Origin of the sequence: Streptomyces sp. NPDC050263 (assembly GCF_040655955.1) — a bacterium.
GTDB lineage: Bacteria > Actinomycetota > Actinomycetes > Streptomycetales > Streptomycetaceae > Streptomyces.
The window spans coordinates 59,007-79,839 of sequence record NZ_JBFAKW010000007.1; the positions used below are offsets into that span (position 1 = coordinate 59,007).

Genomic DNA, 20,833 nt, shown 5'->3' on the forward strand with positions numbered 1-20,833 from the left:
TCCCTCTCATCCCGCGGTCACCGCTCTCGCGAAGCGGCGCTCCGTCAACCAGCACACCCACCAGGACCGGCGAACCACGTGAGCTCCTCTTCCTCCACCAGGCGCCTGTCGCACCCCCAGGGGCGACAGGGGAACCGTGGCGCTTACCGACTGGTCCGTACCCCGCCGGCCCGCCAGGATCCCCCTCGTCTGGACGCCGCACAGCGGTCCGTGGTTGACCACGGCGGCGGCCCGCTGCTCGTCCTCGCGGGCCCGGGCACCGGAAAGACCACCACGCTCGTCGAGTCCGTGGCGGCCCGGATCGCCGGTGGGGACGACCCCGCGCGCATCCTGGTGCTCACGTTCAGCCGGAAGGCCGCCGTCGAGCTGCGGGACCGGATGGCGCAGCGCATGGGCGCCTCCCGCGCGCCCCAGGCGACCACCTTCCACTCGTACTGCTACGCCCTGGTCCGCGCCCACCAGGACGCCGACCTGTTCGTGGAGCCCCTGCGGCTGCTGTCCGGCCCCGAGCAGGACGTGGCCGTCCGCGAGCTGCTCGCCGGCCAGCTCGACCTGCAACGGCTCGGCCTCGCGCACGTGCGCTGGCCCGACGAACTGCGCGCCTGCCTCACCACCCGCGGCTTCGCCGACGAGGTCCGCGCGGTGCTGGCCCGCAGCCGTGAACTGGGCCTCGACCCCGCGTCCCTGGACGCCTTCGCGCACCGCATCGGCCGCCCCGACTGGCGTGCCGCGGCGGCCTTCCTCGCCGAGTACCTCGACGTGCTCGATCTGCACGGCGTGATCGACTACGCGGAACTCGTCCATCGCGCGGTCCTCCTCGCCCACCGCCCCGAGGTCGCCGAGCGGCTCTCCGCGCAGTACGACGCCGTGTTCGTCGACGAGTACCAGGACACCGATCCGGCCCAGGTGCGGCTGCTGCACGCCCTCGCCGGCGGCGGCCGCACCCTCGTCGCCTTCGGCGACCCCGACCAGTCGATCTACACCTTCCGGGGCGCCGACGTGAACGGCATCCTGGACTTCCCCGGAGCCTTCCCCCGCTCCGACGGCCGGCCGGCCCCCGTCGAGGTCCTGCGCACCTCCCGCCGCTCCGGCGCCGCCCTCCTGGCCGCCACCCGGCTGCTGACCCAGCGGATGCCGCTGACCCGCCTGCCGGCCGAGAAGGTCCGTGCCCACCGCGAACTGGCCGCCGCCCGCGACGGCGGCCGCGTGGAGGTCTACACGTACCCGACCGCCGGCACCGAGCTGGACAACATCGCCGACATCCTGCGCCGCGCCCACCTGGAGGACGGCGTCCCCTGGAGCGAGATGGCCGTCCTGGTCCGCGCCGGCTCCCGCACGATCCCGACGGTCCGCCGCGCCCTCACCGCCGCCGGCGTCCCCCTCGACATCGACGGCGACGACCTCCCCCTGCGCCACGAACCGGCGGTGGCGCCCCTGCTGACAGCCCTGCGGGCGGTCGCGACGGCGGAGGCCTCGGCGCCGCCGACGTCGGCGGGGGACGCCGAGGGCGCGGACGCCTGCTGGCTCGACACCGAGACCGCCCTCACCCTCCTCGCCTCTCCCCTCGCCGGCATGGACGCCGCCGACCTGCGCCGCCTCGGACGCGCCCTGCGCGAGGAGGAGCGTGCCGCGGGCAACGCGCTGCCACCGCCCTCCGACGAGCTGCTCGCGCGCGCCCTGGCCGAACCGGAACGACTGGTCGCCCATGACCCGACGTACGCCCGCGGCGCCCAGCGCCTCGGCGCGCTGCTGGCGACGGCCCGCGCGCGGCTCGCAGGCGGCGGCACGGCCGAGGAGGCGCTGTGGGACCTCTGGGACGGCACGCCCTGGCCCGGGCGCCTGGAGCGGGCCGCCCGACGCGGCGGCGCGGCCGGCCGCAACGCCGACCGGGACCTGGACGCGGTGTGCGCGCTGTTCGCCACCGCCGCGCGCGCGGAGGAGCGCACCGGAGGTCGGGGCACCCTGAACTTCCTGGCCGAGATCGAGGCCGAGGACATCGCCGCCGACACCCTCACCCGGCGCGCCCTGCGCCCCGACGCCGTGCGCCTGATGACCGCCCACCGCGCGAAGGGCCTGGAGTGGGGCCTGGTCGTCATGGCCGGCGTCCAGGAGGGACTGTGGCCGGACCTGCGCCGCCGCGGCTCCCTCCTGGAGGCCGACCGCATCGGCCGCGACGGACTCGCCGAGCCGCTCACCCCGGGGGCGCTGCTCGCCGAGGAACGCCGCCTCTTCTACGTGGGTGCGACACGCGCACGCGCGCGTCTCGTCGTCACGGCCGTCAAGGCGCCCGCCGACGACGGCGACCAGCCCTCCCGTTTCCTGACCGAACTCGGCGTCGAACCCAAGGACGTCACGGGACGCCCGCGCCGCCCCCTGTCGGTCGCCGCGCTGGTCGCCGAACTGCGCGCCACGACGGTCGACCCGCGCGCCTCCGCCACGCTCAGGGAGGCCGCCGCCCACCGCCTCGCCCGGCTGGCCGCACTGGCCGACGAGGACGGCAGGCCCCTGGTGCCGTCCGCCCACCCGTACCGCTGGTGGGGCATGTTCGACCCGACCGAGAGCAAGGTGCCGCTGCGCGACCGCGACCAGCCCGTCGTGCTCTCCGGCAGCGCCCTCGACCAGCTCGCCAACACCTGCGCCCTCCAGTGGTTCCTGGGGCGCGAGGTGAAGGCCGACGCCCCCGCCACCGCCGCCCAGGGCTTCGGCAACGTGGTGCACGTCCTCGCCGACGAGGTCGCCTCCGGGCACACCCCGGCCGACCTCGACGTCCTCATGGAACGCCTCGACTCCGTGTGGAACGCCCTCGCCTTCGACGCGCCCTGGAAGTCCACGCAGGAGAAAGCACACGCGCGCGTGGCGCTCGAACGCTTCCTGGAGTGGCATGTGATGGACCGCGCGGGTCGCACACCCGTCGCCAGCGAGCACGACTTCGACGTCACCCTCGAAGCGGGCGACTACGAGGTGCGCGTCCGCGGCCAGATGGACCGCGTCGAGGCGGACGGCGACGGGCGCGCCTATGTCGTCGACTTCAAGACGGGCAAGCAGGCGCCGACCGCCCGAGAGGTGGAACGCCACCCCCAGCTCGCCGTCTACCAGCTCGCCGTCCGAGAGGGCGCCGTCGACGAGGCGTTCGACGGCGTACGGCCCGCACCGGGCGGCGCCGAACTCGTCCAGCTGCGTCAGGGCGCCGCCAAGAAGGACGGCGGCGACAGCCTGCCCAAGGTGCAGGCACAGGAGGCCCTGGAGGGGGAGTGGGTCGGCGAGCTCCTCGCCACCGCGGCCGGCAAGGTCCTCGACGAACGGTTCACCCCGACCGCCGGCCAGCAGTGCACCCACTGCGCGTTCCGCGCCTCGTGCAGCGCCCGGCCCGAAGGACGGCACGTCGTCGACTGACAGGCCGTCCGGTCGGCGCGTGTGACGGACCGCACCACCCGCGCCGACCTGCGCTTCTCCCGGCCGGGGCGGGTGATTTGTCATCGACTGTCAGTGCCCGCCGCTAGCCTCTCACCATGCCCGCCCGTATCAGCGATCCCGAGCAGCTCAAGGAGCTCCTCGGGATCCCCTTCACCCCGGAGCAGACGGCCTGCATCATCGCGCCGCCCGCCCCGCAGGTGATCGTGGCCGGAGCCGGGTCGGGCAAGACGACGGTGATGGCCGCGCGCGTGGTGTGGCTGGTCGGCACCGGCCAGGTCGCCCCCGAACAGGTCCTCGGCCTGACCTTCACCAACAAGGCAGCCGGCGAACTCGCCGAACGCGTCCGCAAGGCACTGATCAGGGCGGGCGTCACCGACCCCGACCTCATCGACCCCGACCATCCGCCGGGCGAGCCGGTGATCTCCACCTACCACGCCTTCGCGGGCCGCCTCCTGACCGATCACGGCCTGCGCATCGGCCTGGAGCCGACGGCCCGTCTGCTCGCCGACGCCACCCGCTACCAGCTCGCCGCGCGCGTGCTGCGCGAAGCCCCCGGTCCCTACCCGTCGCTCACCCGCTCCTTCGCCGACCTGATCAGCGACCTCCTCGCGCTCGACGCCGAACTCGCCGAACACCTCGTCCGCCCCGAGGAGCTGCGCGCGTGGGACGCGGGACTGCTGCACACCCTGGAGGGTGCCCGACTCACCAACGCCGACCTGCGCAAGGTGCCCGAGACGGCCGCCGCCCGGTGCGAACTGACCGACCTGGTGCTGCGCTACCGGGCCGCCAAACGCGAGCGCGACCTGCTGGACTTCGGCGACCAGATCGCCCTGGCGGCACAGCTCGCCCAGGTTCCCGAAGTGGGCCCGATCCTGCGGGGCGAGTTCCGCGTGGTCCTGCTCGACGAGTACCAGGACACGTCGGTGGCCCAGCGCATCCTCCTCGCCGGCCTCTTCGGCGGCGGCACCGGCCACCCCGTGACCGCCGTCGGCGACCCCTGCCAGGCCATCTACGGCTGGCGCGGCGCCTCCGTCGCCAACCTCGACGACTTCCCCGAGCACTTCGCGCAAGCCGACGGCGGCAGGGCGCGGCGCCAGTCGCTCAGCGAGAACCGGCGCAGCGGCGGCCGCCTCCTGGACCTCGCCAACGGCCTCGCCGAGCCCCTGCGCGCCATGCACGCGGGCGTGGAGGCCCTCCGACCGGCCCCCGGCGCCGAACGCGACGGAGTGGTCCGCTGCGCCCTCCTGACCACCCACGCCGAGGAGATGGACTGGATCGCCGACTCGGTCGCCCACCTCGTGCGCACCGGCAAGGCGCCCGGTGAGATCGCCGTCCTGTGCCGCACGGCCGGCGATTTCGCGGAGATCCAGGGCGCGCTGGTCGCCCGGGACATCCCCGTCGAGGTGGTGGGCCTGTCCGGGCTCCTGCACCTGCCCGAGGTCGCCGACCTCGTCGCCGTCTGCGAGGTCCTCCAGGACCCCGGCGCCAACGCCTCCCTGGTCCGGCTGCTCACCGGCCCGCGCTGGCGCATCGGCCCACGCGACCTCGCCCTCCTCGGCCGCCGGGCCCGCCTGCTCGTCGGCCACGCGCGCGGGGGCGGCGACGACGACCCGGACCGCCGCCTCGCCGAGGCCGTCGAGGGGGTCGACCCGTCCGAGGTGATCTCGCTCGCCGACGCCCTCGACACCTTCCTCGAGACGCCTCTCTACGGCGACGGCCGCGCCACGGGCGACGACGGGCTGCCTTTCTCGCCGGACGCGCGCGTGCGGTTCGCGCGGCTCGCCACCGAACTGCGCGACCTGCGCCGCTCCTTGGCCGACCCCCTGATGGACGTCCTGCACCGCGTCCTCGCCGTCACCGGCCTCGAGGTCGAACTGTCGGCGTCCCCGCACGCCCTGGCCGCCCGCCGCCGCGAGACCCTGTCCAACTTCCTCGACATCGCCGCGTCCTTCGCCGCCAACGAGAGCGAGGCGAGCCTGCTGGCCTTCCTCGGCTTCCTGCGCACCGCAGCCCAGTACGAGAAGGGCCTCGACAACGCCCTCCCCGGCGGCGAGAACACCGTCAAGGTGCTCACCGCGCACAAGTCCAAGGGCCTGGAGTGGGACGTCGTCGTCGTCCCAGGCCTGGTCACCGGTACCTTCCCCAGCGGTCAGGGCCGTGAGAAGTGGACCGCGCAGGCCAAGGTGCTGCCGCACGGCCTGCGCGGCGACGCCGACACGCTCCCCGACCTCGACTCCTGGGACGCACGGGGCATGAAGGCCTTCCACGAGGCCATGAAGGACCACCAGCACACCGAGGAACTCCGCCTCGGCTACGTCACCTTCACCCGCCCCCGATCCCTGCTCCTGGGCTCGGGCCACTGGTGGGGCCCCACCCAGAAGAAGCCCCGCGGCCCATCCGACTTCCTACAGGCCCTCTACGACCACTGCGTGGCCGGACACGGCGAGATCGAGGCCTGGGCGGACGAGCCCGAGGAGGACGCGGAGAACCCCGCCCTGCACCGGGCGACGATCGACCAGGTCTGGCCGCTCCCCCTGGACGACGACGCCCTGGCCCGCCGGCGTGCCGCCGCCGAGACCGTCCTCGCCCACCTGGAAGACCTCGCCGCCCACGAGGACGGCCGCCCGGGCGCCACCCACGACCCGGACACCTACGACGACCCGGACTGGCCGCCGCCACCTGAGGACGACGAGCACGATCCGCCCTACGACGAGCCCGACCCCTTCGAGCCCGACCCCTTCGAGCCCGACCCGTTCGACGACGGGCCTTACGCCGCCGCCCCTCTCGAAGCCCGCCCCGCCGTGCCCCACCAAGGCACGGCTCCCGAGCGTCCCGTCACCCGCCCGCGCGGGAACCGCCTCACCCCCGAGGAGGCCCGCGCCGTCGCCTCCTGGGACCGTGACCTCGACGCGCTCGCCGGAGAGCTCCTGCGCGCCCGGCAGAGCGTCACGGACGTCCCCCTGCCGACGACCCTGACCGCCTCGCAGGTGATGCGGCTGGCCGACGACCCGGACGGGCTCGCGCAGGAGCTCGCGCGCCCCATGCCGCGCCCCCCACAACCGGCCGCGCGCCGGGGCACCCGATTCCACGCATGGGTGGAGGCCCGCTTCGAGGAACTGACGCTCCCCCTGCTGGGACCGGACGAACTGCCCGGGGACGACGACGTCGAGATCGCCGACGAACGCGACCTGGAGGCCCTCAAGGACGCCTTCGAGCGCACCGAGTACGCCCACCGCACGCCCTACCGGGTCGAGGCCCCGTTCCAGCTCGCCCTCGCCGGTCGCGTCGTACGGGGCCGTATCGACGCCGTCTACAAAGAGGGCGACGGAGCCTCGGCGACCTACGACATCGTCGACTGGAAGACCCACCGCGCCCGCACCGCCGACCCCCTCCAGCTCGCCCTGTACCGGCTCGCCTGGGCCGAGCAGCAGGGGGTGCCCGTGGGATCCGTCACAGCGGCGTTCCTCTACGTACGCACCGGCGACGTCGTACGACCGGAGGGTCTGCCCGATCGTGCTGCGCTGGAGCGCCTGTTGACCGGGGAAGAGAGCGCCGACGGCGACCACGACGGACGAGCCGCGCAAGTAAAGCCGGCGCAAGGGCCCGGCCAGGATGTCGGTGCGGGCCGATAGGCTCGTGACCATGAGCCATCCCGTTGACAGTGCCGTCAGCGCCGTCCGCACGTACATCGAGCAGCACCGCGCCGCCTTCCTCGACGACCTCTGCGAGTGGCTGCGCATCCCGTCGGTGTCGGCGCAGCCCGACCACGCCCCCGATGTCCGGCGCAGCGCGGACTGGCTCGCCGCCAAGCTCAAGGAGACGGGCTTCCCGACCGCCGAGGTCTGGCACACCCCGGGCGCACCGGCCGTCTACGCCGAGTGGCCCTCCGACGATCCCGAGGCGCCCACCGTCCTGGTCTACGGCCACCATGACGTGCAGCCCGCCGCCCTCGAGGACGGCTGGGACAGCGACCCCTTCGAGCCCGTCGTCCGCGGAAACCGCCTCCACGCGCGCGGAGCGGCCGACGACAAGGGCCAGGTCTTCTTCCACACCCTGGGCGTCCGCGCCCACCTCGCCGCCACCGGCCGCCCTGCCCCGGCCGTCCATCTCAAGCTGTTGATCGAAGGCGAGGAGGAGTCCAGCTCCCCGAACTTCCGCGCCCTGGTCGAGGAGCACCGCGAGCGGCTCGCCGCGGACGCTGTGATCGTCTCCGACACCGGCATGTGGTCCGAGGACACCCCCACGGTGTGCACCGGCATGCGCGGTCTCGCCGAGTGCGAGATCCGGCTCTTCGGCCCCGACCAGGACATCCACTCGGGCTCCTTCGGCGGCGCGGTGCCCAACCCGGCCACCGCGGTCGCCCGCCTCGTCGCGGCCCTGCACGACGAGCACGCACGCGTGGCCGTCCCCGGCTTCTACGACGGCATCGTCGAGCTCACCGACCGCGAGCGCGAGCTCTTCGCCGAGCTGCCCTTCGACGAGGACCGGTGGCTGCGCACCGCCAGGTCGCACGCCACCCACGGCGAGGCCGGACACACCACCCTGGAACGCATCTGGGCCCGCCCCACCGCCGAGGTCAACGGCATCGGCGGCGGCTACCAGGGCCCCGGCAGCAAGACGATCGTCCCGGCCTCCGCGTTCGTGAAGCTGTCCTTCCGGCTCGTCGCCGGCCAGGACCCCGAACACGTGGCGAAGGCCGTCCGCGACTGGGCCGCCGAGCAGCTGCCCGCCGGGATCCGGCACGAGATCACGTTCAGTCCGGCCACGCGCCCGTGCCTGACCCCGCTGGACCACCCCGCGCTGCAGTCCGTGGTCCGCGCCATGAGCCGGGCCTTCGAGGGGCCCGTCCGCTTCACCCGCGAGGGCGGCTCGGGACCCGCCGCCGACCTTCAGGAAGTCCTCGGCGCCCCGGTGCTCTTCCTCGGCATCTCCGTCCCGTCGGACGGATGGCACGCCCCGAACGAGAAGGTCGAGCTGGATCTCCTCCTCAAAGGCGTCGAGACCACCGCGTACCTCTGGGGCGACCTTGCGGAGAACTGGCGTCGTGCGCCCTGACACCCCCGCTCGGTCCGGAGCGGACACGCGCGCGGGGCACCCTGGACAGACCGCCCCGCACCGCGACACCGCACCGGAACCGGTCGTCCCCTGCCGTACGTCCCGCTGAATCGCCCGCCGAAACAACCGTTCCACCGGGGGAGTTGGAAGTACCCGTGACCACCTGGACCGACCAGAACGCCGATCGACCCATCTCGCTGACCGCACCGAGCGGCCTCGACCGAGCCGCCCACCACCGGCTCGACGAGGCCTGGCTCGCCGCGGCGTGGAGCCACCCGACGACGCGTTGTTTCGTCGTCTCCGGCGGCCAGGTACTCATCGACGAGACGTCCGACGGCAGCACCGAACTCGTCATGACGCCGTCCTTCGAGGCGCCCCTCACCGAGGCGCACCGCTACTTCCTGGGGACCGACGACGACGGCGTCAGTTACTTCGCCCTCCAGAAGGACACGCTGCCCGGCCGTATCGACCAGTCCGCGCGCCCGGCCGGACTGCGCGAGGCGGGCCTGCTGCTGTCACCCCGGGACGTGGGCCTGATGGTCCACGCGGTCGGCCTGGAGAACTGGCAGCGCACCCACCGCTTCTGCTCCCGCTGCGGTGAGCGCACGGTCATCGCAGCGGCCGGCCACATCCGCCGCTGCCAGGCCTGCGGAGCCGAGCACTACCCGCGCACCGACCCCGCGGTGATCATGGCCGTGACCGACGACGAGGACCGCATCCTGCTCGGCCGCCAGGTCCACTGGCCCGAGGGGCGCTTCTCCACCCTCGCCGGTTTCGTCGAGCCCGGCGAGTCCATCGAGCAGTCCGTGCGCCGCGAGGTCTTCGAAGAGGCCGGCATCACCGTCGGCCAGGTCGAGTACATCGCCAGCCAGCCCTGGCCGTTCCCGTCCAGCCTCATGCTGGGCTTCATGGCCCGCGCCACCTCCACCGACATCGACGTCGACGGCGATGAGATCCACGAGGCCCGCTGGTTCTCCCGCGACGAACTCGGCGCCGCCTTCGAGTCCGGCGAGGTGCTGCCGCCCTACGGCATCTCCATCGCGGCCCGTCTGATCGAACTCTGGTACGGCAAGCCCCTGCCGACCCGTACTTTCATCTGACCCGACGGATTCTGACCCGGCGCACGCAGAAGGGCGGCCCCCACAGCTCGGGGCCGCCCTGCCAGGGTCCGGCTACGCGCCGACCTTCTGCTTCACCTGAGCCAGCGACGGGTTCGTCAGCGTCGAGCCGTCCGGGAACAGGACGGTCGGAACGGTCTGTAGACTTCCCGCTACGTGAGGGCGGCCAGGGAGGGCCGCCCCTTGTGGGGGAGGGAAGAGCGTGAGCGAGAAGCCCAGGGCTCTTGGCGTGGTCCGTCTGTCCGTCGGCAACGAGAACCAGACGGGGGAGGACACGCAGCGCACCCGCATCAGCAAGCGTGCGGACGCGGAGGAAATGGAGTTGGTCGACTTCGCCGTCGACATCGACGTGTCGGCGTCCATCTCGCCGTGGGTACGCCCGTCTCTGGGCGACTGGCTCAACAACAAGAAGGACCAGTTCGACCACATCATCATCCTGAAGATCGACCGCATCGCGCGGTCGGTCCGCCACCTCTCGGACATCATCGAGTGGTGCGAGGCGAACGGTAAGGGCCTCATCTCCTGCGAGGAGGGATTCGACCTCTCGAAGCCGTGGGGCAAGACCATCGCCAAGATCCTGGCTGTGGTCGCAGAGGCCGAGCTGGACGCCATCAAGGCCCGCAACAAGGCTTCCCGGGAGACCATGCGGAAGACCGGCCGCTGGCCGGGTGGCCTTGTCCCGTTCGGACGCAGAGCAGTGAAGGGTGACGCAGGCTTCACTCTGGAACTCGACCCCGAGTACGGCCCGACGCTGATCGAGATGATCCGGCGCTTCATCGAGAAGCCGAGCTTCTCGGCCGTCGCCGACTGGTTGAACGAGCAAGGTGTACCCACGGCTCAGGACATCGCTCGCATCCGCGCGGCGGCAGGCGAGAGCACAACTCGGCTGGCCGACCCAAAGCCTCGGGGAGCCAGGTGGACGCCGACCACAGTGCAAGCCGTACTGATCAGCCGCTCTCTGCTCGGGGAGTACGTACGCGCCAGTGGCGCCGTAGCCCGCAACGACGACGGCACACCTGTCATGCGCTCTGAGCCGGTACTGAACGAGGAGGAGTGGACGAAGCTGTCGGAAGCCGTCGCCTCGGTCAAGTACAAGAAGCAGAAGGGCTCTACGTCGCCGACGGTGGGCGTGACGTTCTGCCTGTTGTGCGGAAGCGCCCTCTACTTCGTGAAGGGCGACCCGGCCAAGGGCAAGCGCGAGCGATACCGCTGTCATGGCAACAAGACCAAGGGCATCCCGGCGTGCCCGAAGCAGAGGTTCTGGGCAGAGGACTTGTACCCCTGGTTGGAGTCGGCCTTGTTGGGCGAGATCGGCCACCTGGAGCGGATGGAGTCGAAGACGACCATCGACGACAGTCGTGCAGCGAAGCTCGCCGTGATCGACGGCAGGATGAACCAGCTCCTGAAGGAACTTCAGCAGGGCGAGATCGGCGCCGTCGCGTACGGCTCGCAAGTTGCCAGCCTTGCCCAGGACCGGGAGAAGGTCACCAGCCAGGAGGGGCCGAAGCCGGTGACCGTATGGACGGGTACGGGCGAGGGCTACGCGGAGTGGTGGGAGCGGTCGAGCGTCGACGAACGGCGCGAGTGGCTGAAGAAGCACAAGGTCAAGGCGTACTTCGGACATGACGTCCTGGCCATCGATCCCGGCGACCTGATCGAGAACATCAAGCAGCAGGGCATCACGTACTGGGATGTGCCCTCCAAGTCTTCTCAGGTGCTCTCACCGATCACGCCGATCTCGTTGCACGGAAAGCCGTACGAGAAGCCGAAGCCGCTTACGGGTGTGGAGTGGGAGATCGTCAGCCGCTGGGAGGACTTCGACGCGGAACGGGCAGCGCAGCGGGCGAAGGCTGAGGAGGAAGCCAAGGGAGCAGAGGTAGCCGAGATGGTTCCGATCTCTGTCTGATGCAGGCTGAGCAACCGAGGAAGGCCCCCGGCCTGGGGGCCTTCTGTCTTGCGATCAGAAGGGCGGCGGCTCGTGCCCCGCTTCTTGGAGCTGGTCGGTCAAGCTGTCGTAGTCGAAGACCACCGGCACGGGAGATGCGTACGCGTCTCCGAACCAGCGTCGATGCTGTTCCTCTTGCTTGACCTTGCCAAGATCTACGAAGGACAAGGTGGGGGCCGAAGGCCCCCCAAGGGAGTCAGCCCCTTCGTCTTCCTTCTGGGGGCCGCTTACGCGGCCCACCTTCGCCGGCTGCTTGCGCTCTTCGTCTTCGCCCTGTCGGCCCCCCTTCGGGGGCCGCTCTTCGCCTACCGGCTTGCTCTTCGCTGCTGGCTCCTCACTCCTACCGCCGTCGTTCTTGAAGGTATGTAGGTTGTATGGCTCCTCAGCCATACCCCCCTGCCTTGGCAAGGTGAGTCGGTAGATCACCGGACCGTCCGGCACCTTGCCCGTCTTCGTAAGCCAGCCAGCCTTACGCGGCCTGCCAACGATCTTGTTGACCGTCTGCTCAGGAGCCTTCCCGCCGTAGCCGAGTTCCCTGGCGATCGTCCCGTTCGACGGGCACACGTTCTCGCCCGTCTCGTAGTCCGCGTACAACGCCATGGCGACGCCGACCAACTTCTCTGCGTGCTTCATGTTCGAGCGCACCAGCGCACGACGCCATACGTGCTCCTGTATCGCGGGCTTCCCTTCTCCGAAGACTCACAAGGACTCCAAAATCTACAGGTCTCCAGGGGTAAAAGCGCAGGTCATCGCATGTGAGGCGCCTCTCAGGCGGACCCCAGAACCGTGGCAGGATTTGAGCCGCCAAGACACGGCGGTCGAGTAAGGACCCTTCAGGGGGTCATACCCCACCCCCTTCGCCGTTGCCTTCCGCTCGCCATCGCAAGGCTGGCCCGTGCCACATGGGCAGGCGAACGGCTGTGCGCCCGCGTGAGCGGCTGGCAGGCTGCACCCCTGGCAGGCAGGCGAGAGCGCAGCGACAGGCAGGCAGGCGCGCCATGCCGATAGGGCGCAGCGCTGGCCGACGCAGGGCAGAGGCACAGCCCCGACCGTGGCGCAGCGTCACCAGTAACGGGCGTCTCGAAAACCAAGGTTTGTGAGACGAGACGGGATGTACTCCGGAAGGAGGCGCAGCACTGTTCAAAACCCGTCTCGAAAACTCCGTCTCAAGCTTGACGTATTGAGACGAGTTCTGAGACAGTCCGTGCCGTGACGACGAACACGATCGCTGGTCAGCTCATCGGCTACGCCCGCGTGTCCACCGATGACCAGGAAGCACAGCTCCAGCGCGACGCACTGACGGCCACAGGCTGCGCCCGGATCTTTGAGGACAAGGCATCCGGCAAGAACACCAACCGGCCAGAGCTCACGGCCGCACTGGACTACGCCAGACCTGGCGACACCCTGTGCGTGTGGAAGCTCGACCGGTTCGCCCGCTCCCTCATCGACCTTGTGACCATGGTCGACACCCTTCGAGAGCGGGGCATCGGCTTCAAGGTGCTCACGGGGGCACTGGCCAACATCGACCCCGGTACGGCGGACGGCCGTCTCATGCTTCAGGTGGCCGGGGCCATGGCGGAGTTCGAGCGCAGCCTCATCAAGGAGCGCACCCGTGCAGGACTCGACGCAGCCAAGGCGCAGGGGCGTACCGGCGGACGGCCGTCCGTGGTCGATGAGGACGTGCTCACCTTGGCCCGTGCCAGGAAGGCGAAGGGCGAGAGCGTAAGCGCCATCGCCAAGGCACTTGGCATCTCCCGTGCCACCTTGTACCGCCACCTTGGAGAGAGCGCCTGAGACAGGCGCACAACGGTTTCGCGACAGGCCCTCGGCTCACGCCGGGGGCCGTTGCCATGCACGACGTGTGACGCCGTCTGACAGGCGTAACGACGCCTGCCCCTGCCGACGGCGGGGGGAGTCGACAGGGACAGGCACAGGGGGTGCAGGTCGCTCGAACAGCTCCCCCTTCCGGCGCACCTCGGTCGTGGTGCTCGCCGTCCCTCAGGGCGCCGGGGGCCTGTCGGTCACTCGTCCCGGACCACCATCGCGAACGACGTACAGACACGCCGGAAGCTCTTGTGTCCGCTCCGGCCTGTGTGGCTCATGCACGCCACGTCGACCGCCGCGCCGTCCGTGGCGGGCGTGGCTGTCCACTTGCAGTGAAGGCACTCCGCTTCGAAGGTCACGTCAGTGTCTGGGTGCTGCGTGATCCTGTGCCTCACGTATCGCATGAGGGAGCGCGCCATCACTCGGCCCCGTGGGCTTCCCGCAGGTGCGTACGGAGTACGACGTTCGCATCTGACGCCTTCGAGTAGTCCCCGACTGATCGGGCGTTGGTTCGGGTCACGGCGATGCCGAGACATTCACGGCAACCCGCTACCGGGGTCGGCTCCGAGGGGGGAAGCGCCAGGGATACCGGCTCCGCCATCGTCGTCTTCGGTGTGCTCATCCTGTACGGCCTCCCCGCCTGGATCTCGCTGCGATCCATCCTTGGGGCTCCAGCGAAGCGGCCCTACGTTCTTTCCTGTTGAGGCAAGAACTCGTCTCGGATGCTCTCGACCAGGGCGCGCATGTCATCGCCGAAGAGCGCCACGTCGGCGAACCGCTCGAAGGTGTCGACGTACGTCTGTATGTCCCTTGGGTCCCGTGTCGTGATCTCCGAGTGGAACGTCTCGACGATCACAAGCCGGTCATCGTGGATGCTGAAGCACGTCATGGGGAAGTCCGGCATCCGACCAGCCAGGGGCACCACCCCAACGGTCACGTTCGGAAGGCGGGACAGGGATACGAGCCGATCAAGTTGTACCGCCATCACGACTGGCTCACAGATCAGCCACCGCAGGACGTGCTCACAGATCACGAAGTAGAACGACCGGCCGTCTTCGTAGAGCGTCGCCTGCCGTTCCATCCTCGCTGCCACCGTCCGAGCCCTGGTCTCGTCCGGCAAAGCTGGGGGCAGGGAGAACACTGCCGTGGCGTACTCCGGTGTCTGGAGGAGTCCGGGGATGAGTTGCCCCTGAAACAGCCTGAGAGCAGTTGTGTTGGCCTCGATGGCCTTGATGGTGTTCTGGTGCTTCCACGGGCCCATACGGCGCAGCAGGCGCCACGCTGTGGCCTCGGTGACCTCGGCTCGGGCAGTTGCGAGGAACTGTTCCTTCACTGCGTCCGAGACGCCGAGCGCGGACAGGATCAGGTCGACGTCCTGAACGGTGGGCAGGGTCCGGCCGTTCTCGATCTTCGAGAGCTTCCCTGCGGACATGGAAGCCCTGCGGGCTACCGCGTCACCGGTCAGTCTCGATGCTTCCCGCAGTGCCCGCAGGGCTCTCCCGATCGACTCCGTGGTCAGTGATGCCGCTCCCAGTAGGCCGCGAACGGCACGGCGCGGGTGAGCGCCAGGTCGCGGTAACCCTGGTACTCCCTCAGCCGGTCGGTAGGCAGGAGTTCACCGCCGATGAACTTGCCCTCGGGGGTGTAGTGCATGCGGTACACGTCACGGTCGTCGAAGAGCCAAAAGTCGTGATCGGGCAGGCCGGTCACCTTCTGCTCGGCAAGGTCGATGATTCCGATGGACTCCCCGGCCTTGATGTTGCCAGGGTAAGCCGACAGCTCGTAACGCAGGTAGTCAGTCAGAGGGGGGCGCAAGACATGAACGCGGGACACGCTCTTGCCCTTGTCGGTCATCGAGCGCACCCATGGGTTGTCGCTCCACTCCGGGCCCATGTCCTCACCCGCGAGGAACCGAGCGATCTCCTCCCGCTCCTCCTCCACGTCATACACGTCGAGCGTCTCCAGCCGGAACGCGGTCCGCTCGAAGCTCTCGAAGAGACGGCCGAACTCGTCACCGCTGAGCACGGAAGTACTCCTCAAGTACGCCGGCCGGGACCATGACGGCCGTCTCTCCCTCGGGGAGATCGAGCTGTGCCAGCCGCTCAGGGTCGGTGATCACGTAACCCTGCACCACGTAGTCCTTGCCATCGTCCGTACCCCACAGCGTCGGGCACGTGCCATTCTTGCAGTCCGGGTCTCCCGACAGCTTCCGCAGCGGTGTGCCCACGGCTTCCCCCTCAGGTCGACGGTCCTTGTCCGTTTCGATGCTTCCGACCTGCGTACAGCAAGGTCAAGATCCCCGGCTTTCCAGAACGGGAAAGCCGCACACTTGACGTTCGGCGCGAGTGGTCCCGGTAGTTGTCCTCGGTGGGTACGAGCGGACCAACGCCCGAGCATGTCAGTCCAGCAGAGCGACCGTGAACGTCTCGCGGTGGGCGGTCAGCCAGGCCTGTATGCGGTCCCAGCGCTCCCATCCGCCACGTTCGGCCAGCGCTTGGAGGTAGACGGGGTTGCCGTCAGCCACGCGGCGGGCGACGAAGGACCGGCAGGTCTCGGTGGCCTGTTCGATCACGCCCGGCAACCCGGCGCGATCCCTCGGCGAGAGGCCGTAGCTGTCAGCGAGGATCCGCAGCCGTGCAGACACATCCAATCCGGCGGGATACAGGGCGGCCGCAGACACCGGATCAAGCATGGGCACCCAGTAGCGGGCAGCCATGGCGACGTCCCAGAGAGGACGGCCCGGAGCTGCCAAGTCGAAATCAATCAAGGCGGTGGCACGGCCGTCGCGGAAGACGACGTTGTCCGGGCACACGTCGTTGTGGCACACCGTCGTTCCCCCCTCCGGGTCGGCGAGGTCCTGTGACCACTCGGCGTCTGTGTCGACCGCGATGGTCGCGCTGACCTCATGCAGGCGGCGCAGGAGGAGTCCCACCGATTCGAGGGCGCTTGTCGTCATTACCCAGGGCGGGAACGGCGGCAGAGCTACCTCGCCTGGGACGAAGGTGAGCTGTTCACGGCCGTCAGCGGTGAGGCGCACGGGAGTCGGAGCTCCATCGAAGCCGTGCTCTCTCAGCGCGAGGAGGTGGGCATGGAGAGCGTGTGCGTTGCGCGGGGCCGGGCGTTCCACCAGCGCACCCCTGCGGAAGACCGCCCCCGCGTTCACCATGCCTCCGACCAGCGCTTCGCCGTCCGCCTCGTCCTCCGTCGTCATGTCGATCACGCTACCGTCGAGTCGGCCTCGTACAGGCCGGGTATACAAAGACCCCCGATCAGGCGCCAAGCCGATCGGGGGTCGTGTGCGTCATGCGTGTCAGACGCCGAGCGCCTGCTTCACCTGGGCGAGGCTCGGGTTCGTCATCACGACCTCGGCGCCACCGCCGGAGGGGACTACCTGAACGGTCGGCACCGTCTGGTTTCCGCCATTCGCCTTCTCGACGAACGCCGCGGACTCCGGGTCCTGCTCGATGTTGATCTCGGTGTACGCGATGCCCTCACGGTCCATCTGCTTCTTCAGCCGCTGGCAGTAGCCGCACCACGTGGTGCTGTACATCGTCACAGTGCCCAGCATGTCTCTTGTGCTCCTTCGACGGGTCCGGTGGATCGAGCGGTCAGGTGGTCGCAGTGGGAGAACGTACTTGAAAGGGCCACCATTCCCGGGACGCCCCCGACGCGCGCACGGGCAGAGGTGACGTCCACCGCATTAGTACGACTGCGAGGGCCCGCCTGTGGACAACCGTCCCGCCCGTCTCCGCCGACCTGGCAGCATGGCCGTGTGACAGCAGCAACGCACTCCCCCCTCTTCCCGCAGGCACCGGACTCGGCCGACGCGGTGCTCGACGGGCTCGACCCCGAGCAGCGCGAGGTGGCCACCGCCCTGCGCGGTCCGGTGTGTGTGCTGGCCGGAGCCGGCACGGGCAAGACCCGGGCGATCACCCGCCGCATCGCCTACGGTGTGCGCGCCGGCATCCTGCACCCCTCCAGCGTGCTGGCCGTCACCTTCACCAACCGCGCTGCCGGGGAGATGCGGGGCCGCCTGCGCCAGCTCGGCGCCCAGGGCGTGCAGGCCCGCACCTTCCACTCCGCGGCCCTGCGGCAGCTCCAGTACTTTTGGCCGAAAGCGATCGGTGGCTCCCTGCCCCGGCTCGTCGACCGCAAGTTCCAGCTCGTCTCCGACGCGGCCGCCGCCTGCCGCATCCGTCTCGACCGGGGCGAGCTGCGGGACGCCATCGCGGAGATCGAGTGGTCCAAGGTCACCCAGACCGTCCCCGCCGACTACGCCCTGGCCGCCGCCAAGGCGGGCCGGGAGATCCCCCGCGACCCCGCCGAGATCGCCCAGCTCTACGCCGCCTACGAGGACCTCAAGCGCGAGCGCGCCGTCATCGACTTCGAGGACGTCCTGCTGCTCACCGTCGCCGTCCTCCAGGACCGGCACGACATCGCCGAGCAGGTCCGCGCCCAGTACCAGCACTTCGTGGTCGACGAGTACCAGGACGTCAGCCCCCTCCAGCAACGCCTGCTCGAACTCTGGCTCGGCGACCGGGACAACCTGTGCGTGGTGGGGGACGCCAGCCAGACGATCTACTCGTTCACCGGAGCCACCCCCGACCACCTCCTCGACTTCCGCACCCGCCACCCCGGCGCCACAGTCGTCAAGCTGGTCCGCGACTACCGCTCCACCCCCCAGGTCGTCCACCTGGCCAACGGCCTGCTCTCCCAGGCCCGCGGCCGCGCCGCGGACCACCGCCTGGAGCTGATCTCCCAGCGCGAACCCGGACCCGAGCCCGGCTACGCCGACTACACCGACGAGCCCGCCGAGGCCGAAGGCGCGGCCCGCCGCATCCGCGATCTCCTCGGCGCGGGGGTCCCGGCCGCGGAGATCGCCATCCTGTTCCGCACCAACGCGCAGTCGGAGACCTACGAACAGGCCCTCGCCGACCTCGGCATTCCCTACCAGCTGCGGGGCGCCGAGCGGTTCTTCGACCGCCCCGAGGTGCGCAAGGCGATCGCCGCACTGCGCGCCGCCGCCCGCTTCGGCGGCAACGACACCCTCCTCGAAGACACCGTCGACCTGCCCTCCCAGGTGCGTGCCGTCCTCTCCGGCGAGGGCTGGACCGCGCAGCCGCCGGCCGGCTCCGGAGCCGTCAGAGAGCGCTGGGAGTCGCTGGCCGCGCTGGTCAACCTCGCGCAGGACTTCACGGCCGCCCAGCCCGGCGCCACACTCGCCGACCTGGTCGCCGAACTCGACGAGCGGGCGAACGCCCAGCACGCCCCGACCGTCCAGGGGGTCACGCTGGCCTCCCTGCACTCGGCCAAGGGCCTGGAGTGGGACGTCGTCTTCCTGGTCGGCGTCGCCGAGGGCATGATGCCGATCAGCTACGCCAAGACCGACGAACAGATCGAGGAGGAGCGCCGCCTCCTCTACGTCGGGGTCACCCGGGCCCGCGAGCGCCTCCATGTCTCCTGGGCGCTCTCCCGCTCACCCGGCGGCCGCGCGAGCCGCCGTCCCAGCCGCTTCCTGGACGGCCTGCGGCCCGGTTCCGGCACCGCCGCCGGCCGCGGCGCCGCAGGCGGCGCCGGAGGCATCGAGCGTGGTTTCAGCGGCGCAGCCGCGGTCGGCGGCCCCGCCGCGCCGCGCCGGACCCAGCGCAGCCCGGCCCGCTGCCGGGTCTGCGGGCGCACCCTCACCGACGCCGGCGAGATGAAGCTGATGCGCTGCGAGGACTGCCCCACCGACATGGACGAGGGGCTCTACGAACGGCTGCGGGACTGGCGGGCGGTGCAGGCCCAGCGCGCTGGACAGCCCGCGTTCTGCGTCTTCACCGACAAGACGCTGATGGCGATCGCCGAGACCGTCCCCGAGGAGGAGGGCGAGCTCGCGCGGATCCCGGGGGTCGGCGTGCGCAAGCTCAACCGTTACGGAGCCGAAGTCCTGGCCATCTGCGCAGGCCACGACGTCGGAGGGGGCGACGAGAAGGAGTGACGGGGGGCTGCCGGGGCACTGATCCGAACTCGTCGAAAAAATAGTTTGCGCATGCCCCAGCAATCCCCATAGGTTCTTAGGCACGGGAACGGCGGCCTTCTCGAAGGCCCTGATTCCGTGCTGTACTTGCATATCCGACGGACTGGGTTCACCCCTGGTCCCCCGAGACGCCGAGAGGAGGCGATTCCAGTGATCATCACCAACAGCAGCTCCACCGCGAAACTGAACGATCGCTCGATCGTCTCCGCGTGCATGCTCGGCGCCTCGGTCCTGGGCACCGGTCTGTCCGGCATTCGTGCCGACCGGTCGGCGTCCTCCTCCGTTGCTCCCGCGGGTCTTCCCGTCCGCGAGCGCAATGAGCGACCGACTGAGGCACTGGAAGCAGTAAAGGCAGAGGCGCAAGCGTATGCCTTTACGGCGGCCGGTGCCGGAAGCCGGAAGCAGACGACGCAGCACCACCTGATGTGGGCCTTCCGTGGGCCAGAACCCTGGAGTGATCCAGCCTGATCGACTCAGGCCGGCGCCTTCAGGGCCGCGGAACCCCACCCGGGATCCGCGGCCCTTCTGTTTTCCCCGAACAACGGGGACGACGGAGCGAAGGGGCCTCGGGACAAGAAAAGAACCCGGTACCCAGCCGACAACCGGTCCCACCGGACCGGACCGACCAGACGAGGAAGACCAACCGTGCAACTCGAAGCGCACGCCCCGTCCGTACCGCCTTCCGAAACGATCCCCCCGCCCGGCCTCACGGAGGACTCCACCTTGACCCCGCTCACGGCGCTCACCGCGCTCGACGACGCCATCGAGAACCTCGGCGTACCCGTCCCCTGCCGCTCCTACGACCCGGAGGTCTTCTTCGCCGAGTCGCCGGCCGACGTCGAGTACGCCAAGTCCCTCTGCCGCACCTGCCCGCTGGTCGAGGCCTGCCTCGCCGGCGCCAAGGAGCGGCGCGAGCCCTGGGGCGTCTGGGGTGGCGAGCTGTTCGTCCAGGGTGTCGTCGTCGCCCGGAAGCGGCCGCGTGGTCGCCCGCGCAAGAACCCGGTCACGGCATGAACACCACCGCAGGAACGATCGACCGCCCCCTCACGCAAGACCCCAAGAAGCAGGCCCCTATGAAGCCGTTCACCAGCGAGCCCGCAGGCTCCGCGACCGAAGACATCACCACCACCGGCGCGTACGACTCGCGCCAGAACAGGACACGGGAGATGCAACTCATCCCAGAAGCCCTGGCTCGTGCGCATATGCACGACCGACTGCACGAGGCCGAGCGGGAACGTCGGGCCGTGCGCCTGATGACCGCTCGCCGGATGCAGCGCCGGGCCGAGCGCGCCTCGATGCGTGCCCGCCGGGCGCTCGCCATGGCCGTGATGCAGTAACCACGCCCACCTGAAGCGGTGGCCTCCCGACAGGGGAGGCGAAGCTCTCCCCCGCGGGGGCCGGTCCGTCCGAACGGACCGGCCCCCGCGGCGCGTTGTGCGGGCGATCCACCGCGGACCG

16 protein-coding genes and 1 pseudogene are annotated in these 20,833 nt (G+C 70.4%); 10 read left to right on the forward strand and 7 right to left on the reverse strand.

The window, feature by feature from the left end; all coding sequences use genetic code 11:
* Positions 1 to 78 precede the first annotated feature (78 nt).
* The 4 genes from AB0J04_RS04885 (at position 79) to nudC (ending at position 9,569) form a co-directional block, all read left to right on the forward strand.
* The gene (locus AB0J04_RS04885; RefSeq protein WP_363166948.1) at positions 79 to 3,393 is read left to right on the forward strand and encodes an ATP-dependent DNA helicase; all 3,315 of its coding nucleotides are present in this window, start codon (positions 79 to 81) and stop codon (positions 3,391 to 3,393) included.
* Between the two features lie 116 nt (positions 3,394 to 3,509).
* The gene (locus AB0J04_RS04890; RefSeq protein WP_363166949.1) at positions 3,510 to 7,046 is read left to right on the forward strand and encodes a UvrD-helicase domain-containing protein; all 3,537 of its coding nucleotides are present in this window, start codon (positions 3,510 to 3,512) and stop codon (positions 7,044 to 7,046) included.
* Positions 7,047 to 7,056: 10 nt separating this feature from the next.
* A complete protein-coding gene (locus AB0J04_RS04895) occupies positions 7,057 to 8,469 on the forward strand; it encodes a dipeptidase (RefSeq protein WP_363166950.1) in 1,413 nt (470 codons plus the stop codon).
* 155 nt (positions 8,470 to 8,624) lie between these two features.
* The gene (gene nudC, locus AB0J04_RS04900; protein ID WP_363166951.1) at positions 8,625 to 9,569 is read left to right on the forward strand and encodes an NAD(+) diphosphatase; all 945 of its coding nucleotides are present in this window, start codon (positions 8,625 to 8,627) and stop codon (positions 9,567 to 9,569) included.
* Positions 9,570 to 9,641: 72 nt separating this feature from the next.
* Here the strand turns inward: nudC and AB0J04_RS04905 are convergent.
* A pseudogene (locus AB0J04_RS04905) lies at positions 9,642 to 9,728 on the reverse strand (NrdH-redoxin); the annotation flags it as partial.
* A gap of 61 nt (positions 9,729 to 9,789) precedes the next feature.
* Between AB0J04_RS04905 and AB0J04_RS04910 the strand changes: the two are divergent.
* Complete coding sequence (locus AB0J04_RS04910; protein WP_363166952.1) at positions 9,790 to 11,493, forward strand: recombinase family protein; 1,704 nt, start codon at positions 9,790 to 9,792, stop codon at positions 11,491 to 11,493.
* A 54-nt stretch (positions 11,494 to 11,547) separates the two neighbouring features.
* Here AB0J04_RS04910 and AB0J04_RS04915 read toward each other — a convergent pair whose 3' ends face one another.
* Positions 11,548 to 12,165, reverse strand: a complete 618-nt coding sequence (locus AB0J04_RS04915; RefSeq protein ID WP_363166953.1) for a hypothetical protein — start codon at positions 12,163 to 12,165, stop codon at positions 11,548 to 11,550.
* A gap of 576 nt (positions 12,166 to 12,741) precedes the next feature.
* Between AB0J04_RS04915 and AB0J04_RS04920 the strand changes: the two genes are divergently transcribed.
* Positions 12,742 to 13,326 (forward strand): recombinase family protein, encoded by a 585-nt coding sequence (locus AB0J04_RS04920; RefSeq protein ID WP_363166954.1) that lies wholly within the window; start codon positions 12,742 to 12,744, stop codon positions 13,324 to 13,326.
* 715 nt (positions 13,327 to 14,041) lie between these two features.
* Here the strand turns inward: AB0J04_RS04920 and AB0J04_RS04925 are convergent.
* The 5 genes from AB0J04_RS04925 to AB0J04_RS04945 all read right to left on the reverse strand — a co-directional run bounded on the left by AB0J04_RS04925 (position 14,042) and on the right by AB0J04_RS04945 (position 16,924).
* Positions 14,042 to 14,890 carry a helix-turn-helix transcriptional regulator gene (locus tag AB0J04_RS04925; protein WP_363167021.1) on the reverse strand — a complete coding sequence of 283 codons (849 nt, stop codon included), beginning with the start codon at positions 14,888 to 14,890 and terminating at the stop codon, positions 14,042 to 14,044.
* On the reverse strand, positions 14,872 to 15,381 hold the full coding sequence (locus AB0J04_RS04930) for a DUF6879 family protein (RefSeq protein WP_363166955.1): 510 nt from the start codon (positions 15,379 to 15,381) through the stop codon (positions 14,872 to 14,874). The genes AB0J04_RS04925 and AB0J04_RS04930 overlap by 19 nt, the downstream gene beginning before the upstream one ends.
* The gene (locus tag AB0J04_RS04935) at positions 15,368 to 15,583 is read right to left on the reverse strand and encodes a hypothetical protein (protein WP_240656415.1); all 216 of its coding nucleotides are present in this window, start codon (positions 15,581 to 15,583) and stop codon (positions 15,368 to 15,370) included. The genes AB0J04_RS04930 and AB0J04_RS04935 overlap by 14 nt, the downstream gene beginning before the upstream one ends.
* Before the next feature lie 171 nt (positions 15,584 to 15,754).
* Entirely contained in the window at positions 15,755 to 16,567 is an 813-nt protein-coding gene (locus AB0J04_RS04940) for a phosphotransferase (RefSeq protein ID WP_363166956.1), read from the reverse strand.
* A 99-nt stretch (positions 16,568 to 16,666) separates the two neighbouring features.
* Positions 16,667 to 16,924, reverse strand: coding sequence for a mycoredoxin (locus AB0J04_RS04945; protein WP_363166957.1), 258 nt, complete (start codon positions 16,922 to 16,924; stop codon positions 16,667 to 16,669).
* 204 nt (positions 16,925 to 17,128) lie between these two features.
* On the opposite strand from AB0J04_RS04945, the gene AB0J04_RS04950 reads away from it, so the two are divergent.
* From AB0J04_RS04950 to AB0J04_RS04965, 4 genes are all read left to right on the forward strand, one after another.
* Positions 17,129 to 19,336, forward strand: coding sequence for an ATP-dependent DNA helicase UvrD2 (locus AB0J04_RS04950; protein WP_363166958.1), 2,208 nt, complete (start codon positions 17,129 to 17,131; stop codon positions 19,334 to 19,336).
* A gap of 183 nt (positions 19,337 to 19,519) precedes the next feature.
* Positions 19,520 to 19,843 carry a hypothetical protein gene (locus AB0J04_RS04955; protein WP_363167022.1) on the forward strand — a complete coding sequence of 108 codons (324 nt, stop codon included), beginning with the start codon at positions 19,520 to 19,522 and terminating at the stop codon, positions 19,841 to 19,843.
* Between the two features lie 177 nt (positions 19,844 to 20,020).
* On the forward strand, positions 20,021 to 20,389 hold the full coding sequence (locus AB0J04_RS04960; protein ID WP_030038270.1) for a WhiB family transcriptional regulator: 369 nt from the start codon (positions 20,021 to 20,023) through the stop codon (positions 20,387 to 20,389).
* Positions 20,386 to 20,712: a hypothetical protein gene (locus AB0J04_RS04965; RefSeq protein WP_363166959.1), complete on the forward strand. Its 327-nt coding sequence runs from the start codon at positions 20,386 to 20,388 to the stop codon at positions 20,710 to 20,712. Before AB0J04_RS04960 ends, AB0J04_RS04965 begins: the two co-directional genes overlap by 4 nt.
* Positions 20,713 to 20,833: the final 121 nt, after the last annotated feature.

Coding starts and splice junctions, on each gene's coding strand:
- AB0J04_RS04890 (WP_363166949.1), top strand. CDS start 3,510: ATGCCCGCCCGTATCAGCGATCCCGAGCAGCTCAAGGAGCTCCTCGGG.
- AB0J04_RS04895 (WP_363166950.1), top strand. CDS start 7,057: ATGAGCCATCCCGTTGACAGTGCCGTCAGCGCCGTCCGCACGTACATC.
- AB0J04_RS04915 (WP_363166953.1), bottom strand. CDS start 12,165: ATGAAGCACGCAGAGAAGTTGGTCGGCGTCGCCATGGCGTTGTACGCG.
- AB0J04_RS04940 (WP_363166956.1), bottom strand. CDS start 16,567: ATGACGACGGAGGACGAGGCGGACGGCGAAGCGCTGGTCGGAGGCATG.
- AB0J04_RS04945 (WP_363166957.1), bottom strand. CDS start 16,924: ATGCTGGGCACTGTGACGATGTACAGCACCACGTGGTGCGGCTACTGC.
- AB0J04_RS04965 (WP_363166959.1), top strand. CDS start 20,386: ATGAACACCACCGCAGGAACGATCGACCGCCCCCTCACGCAAGACCCC.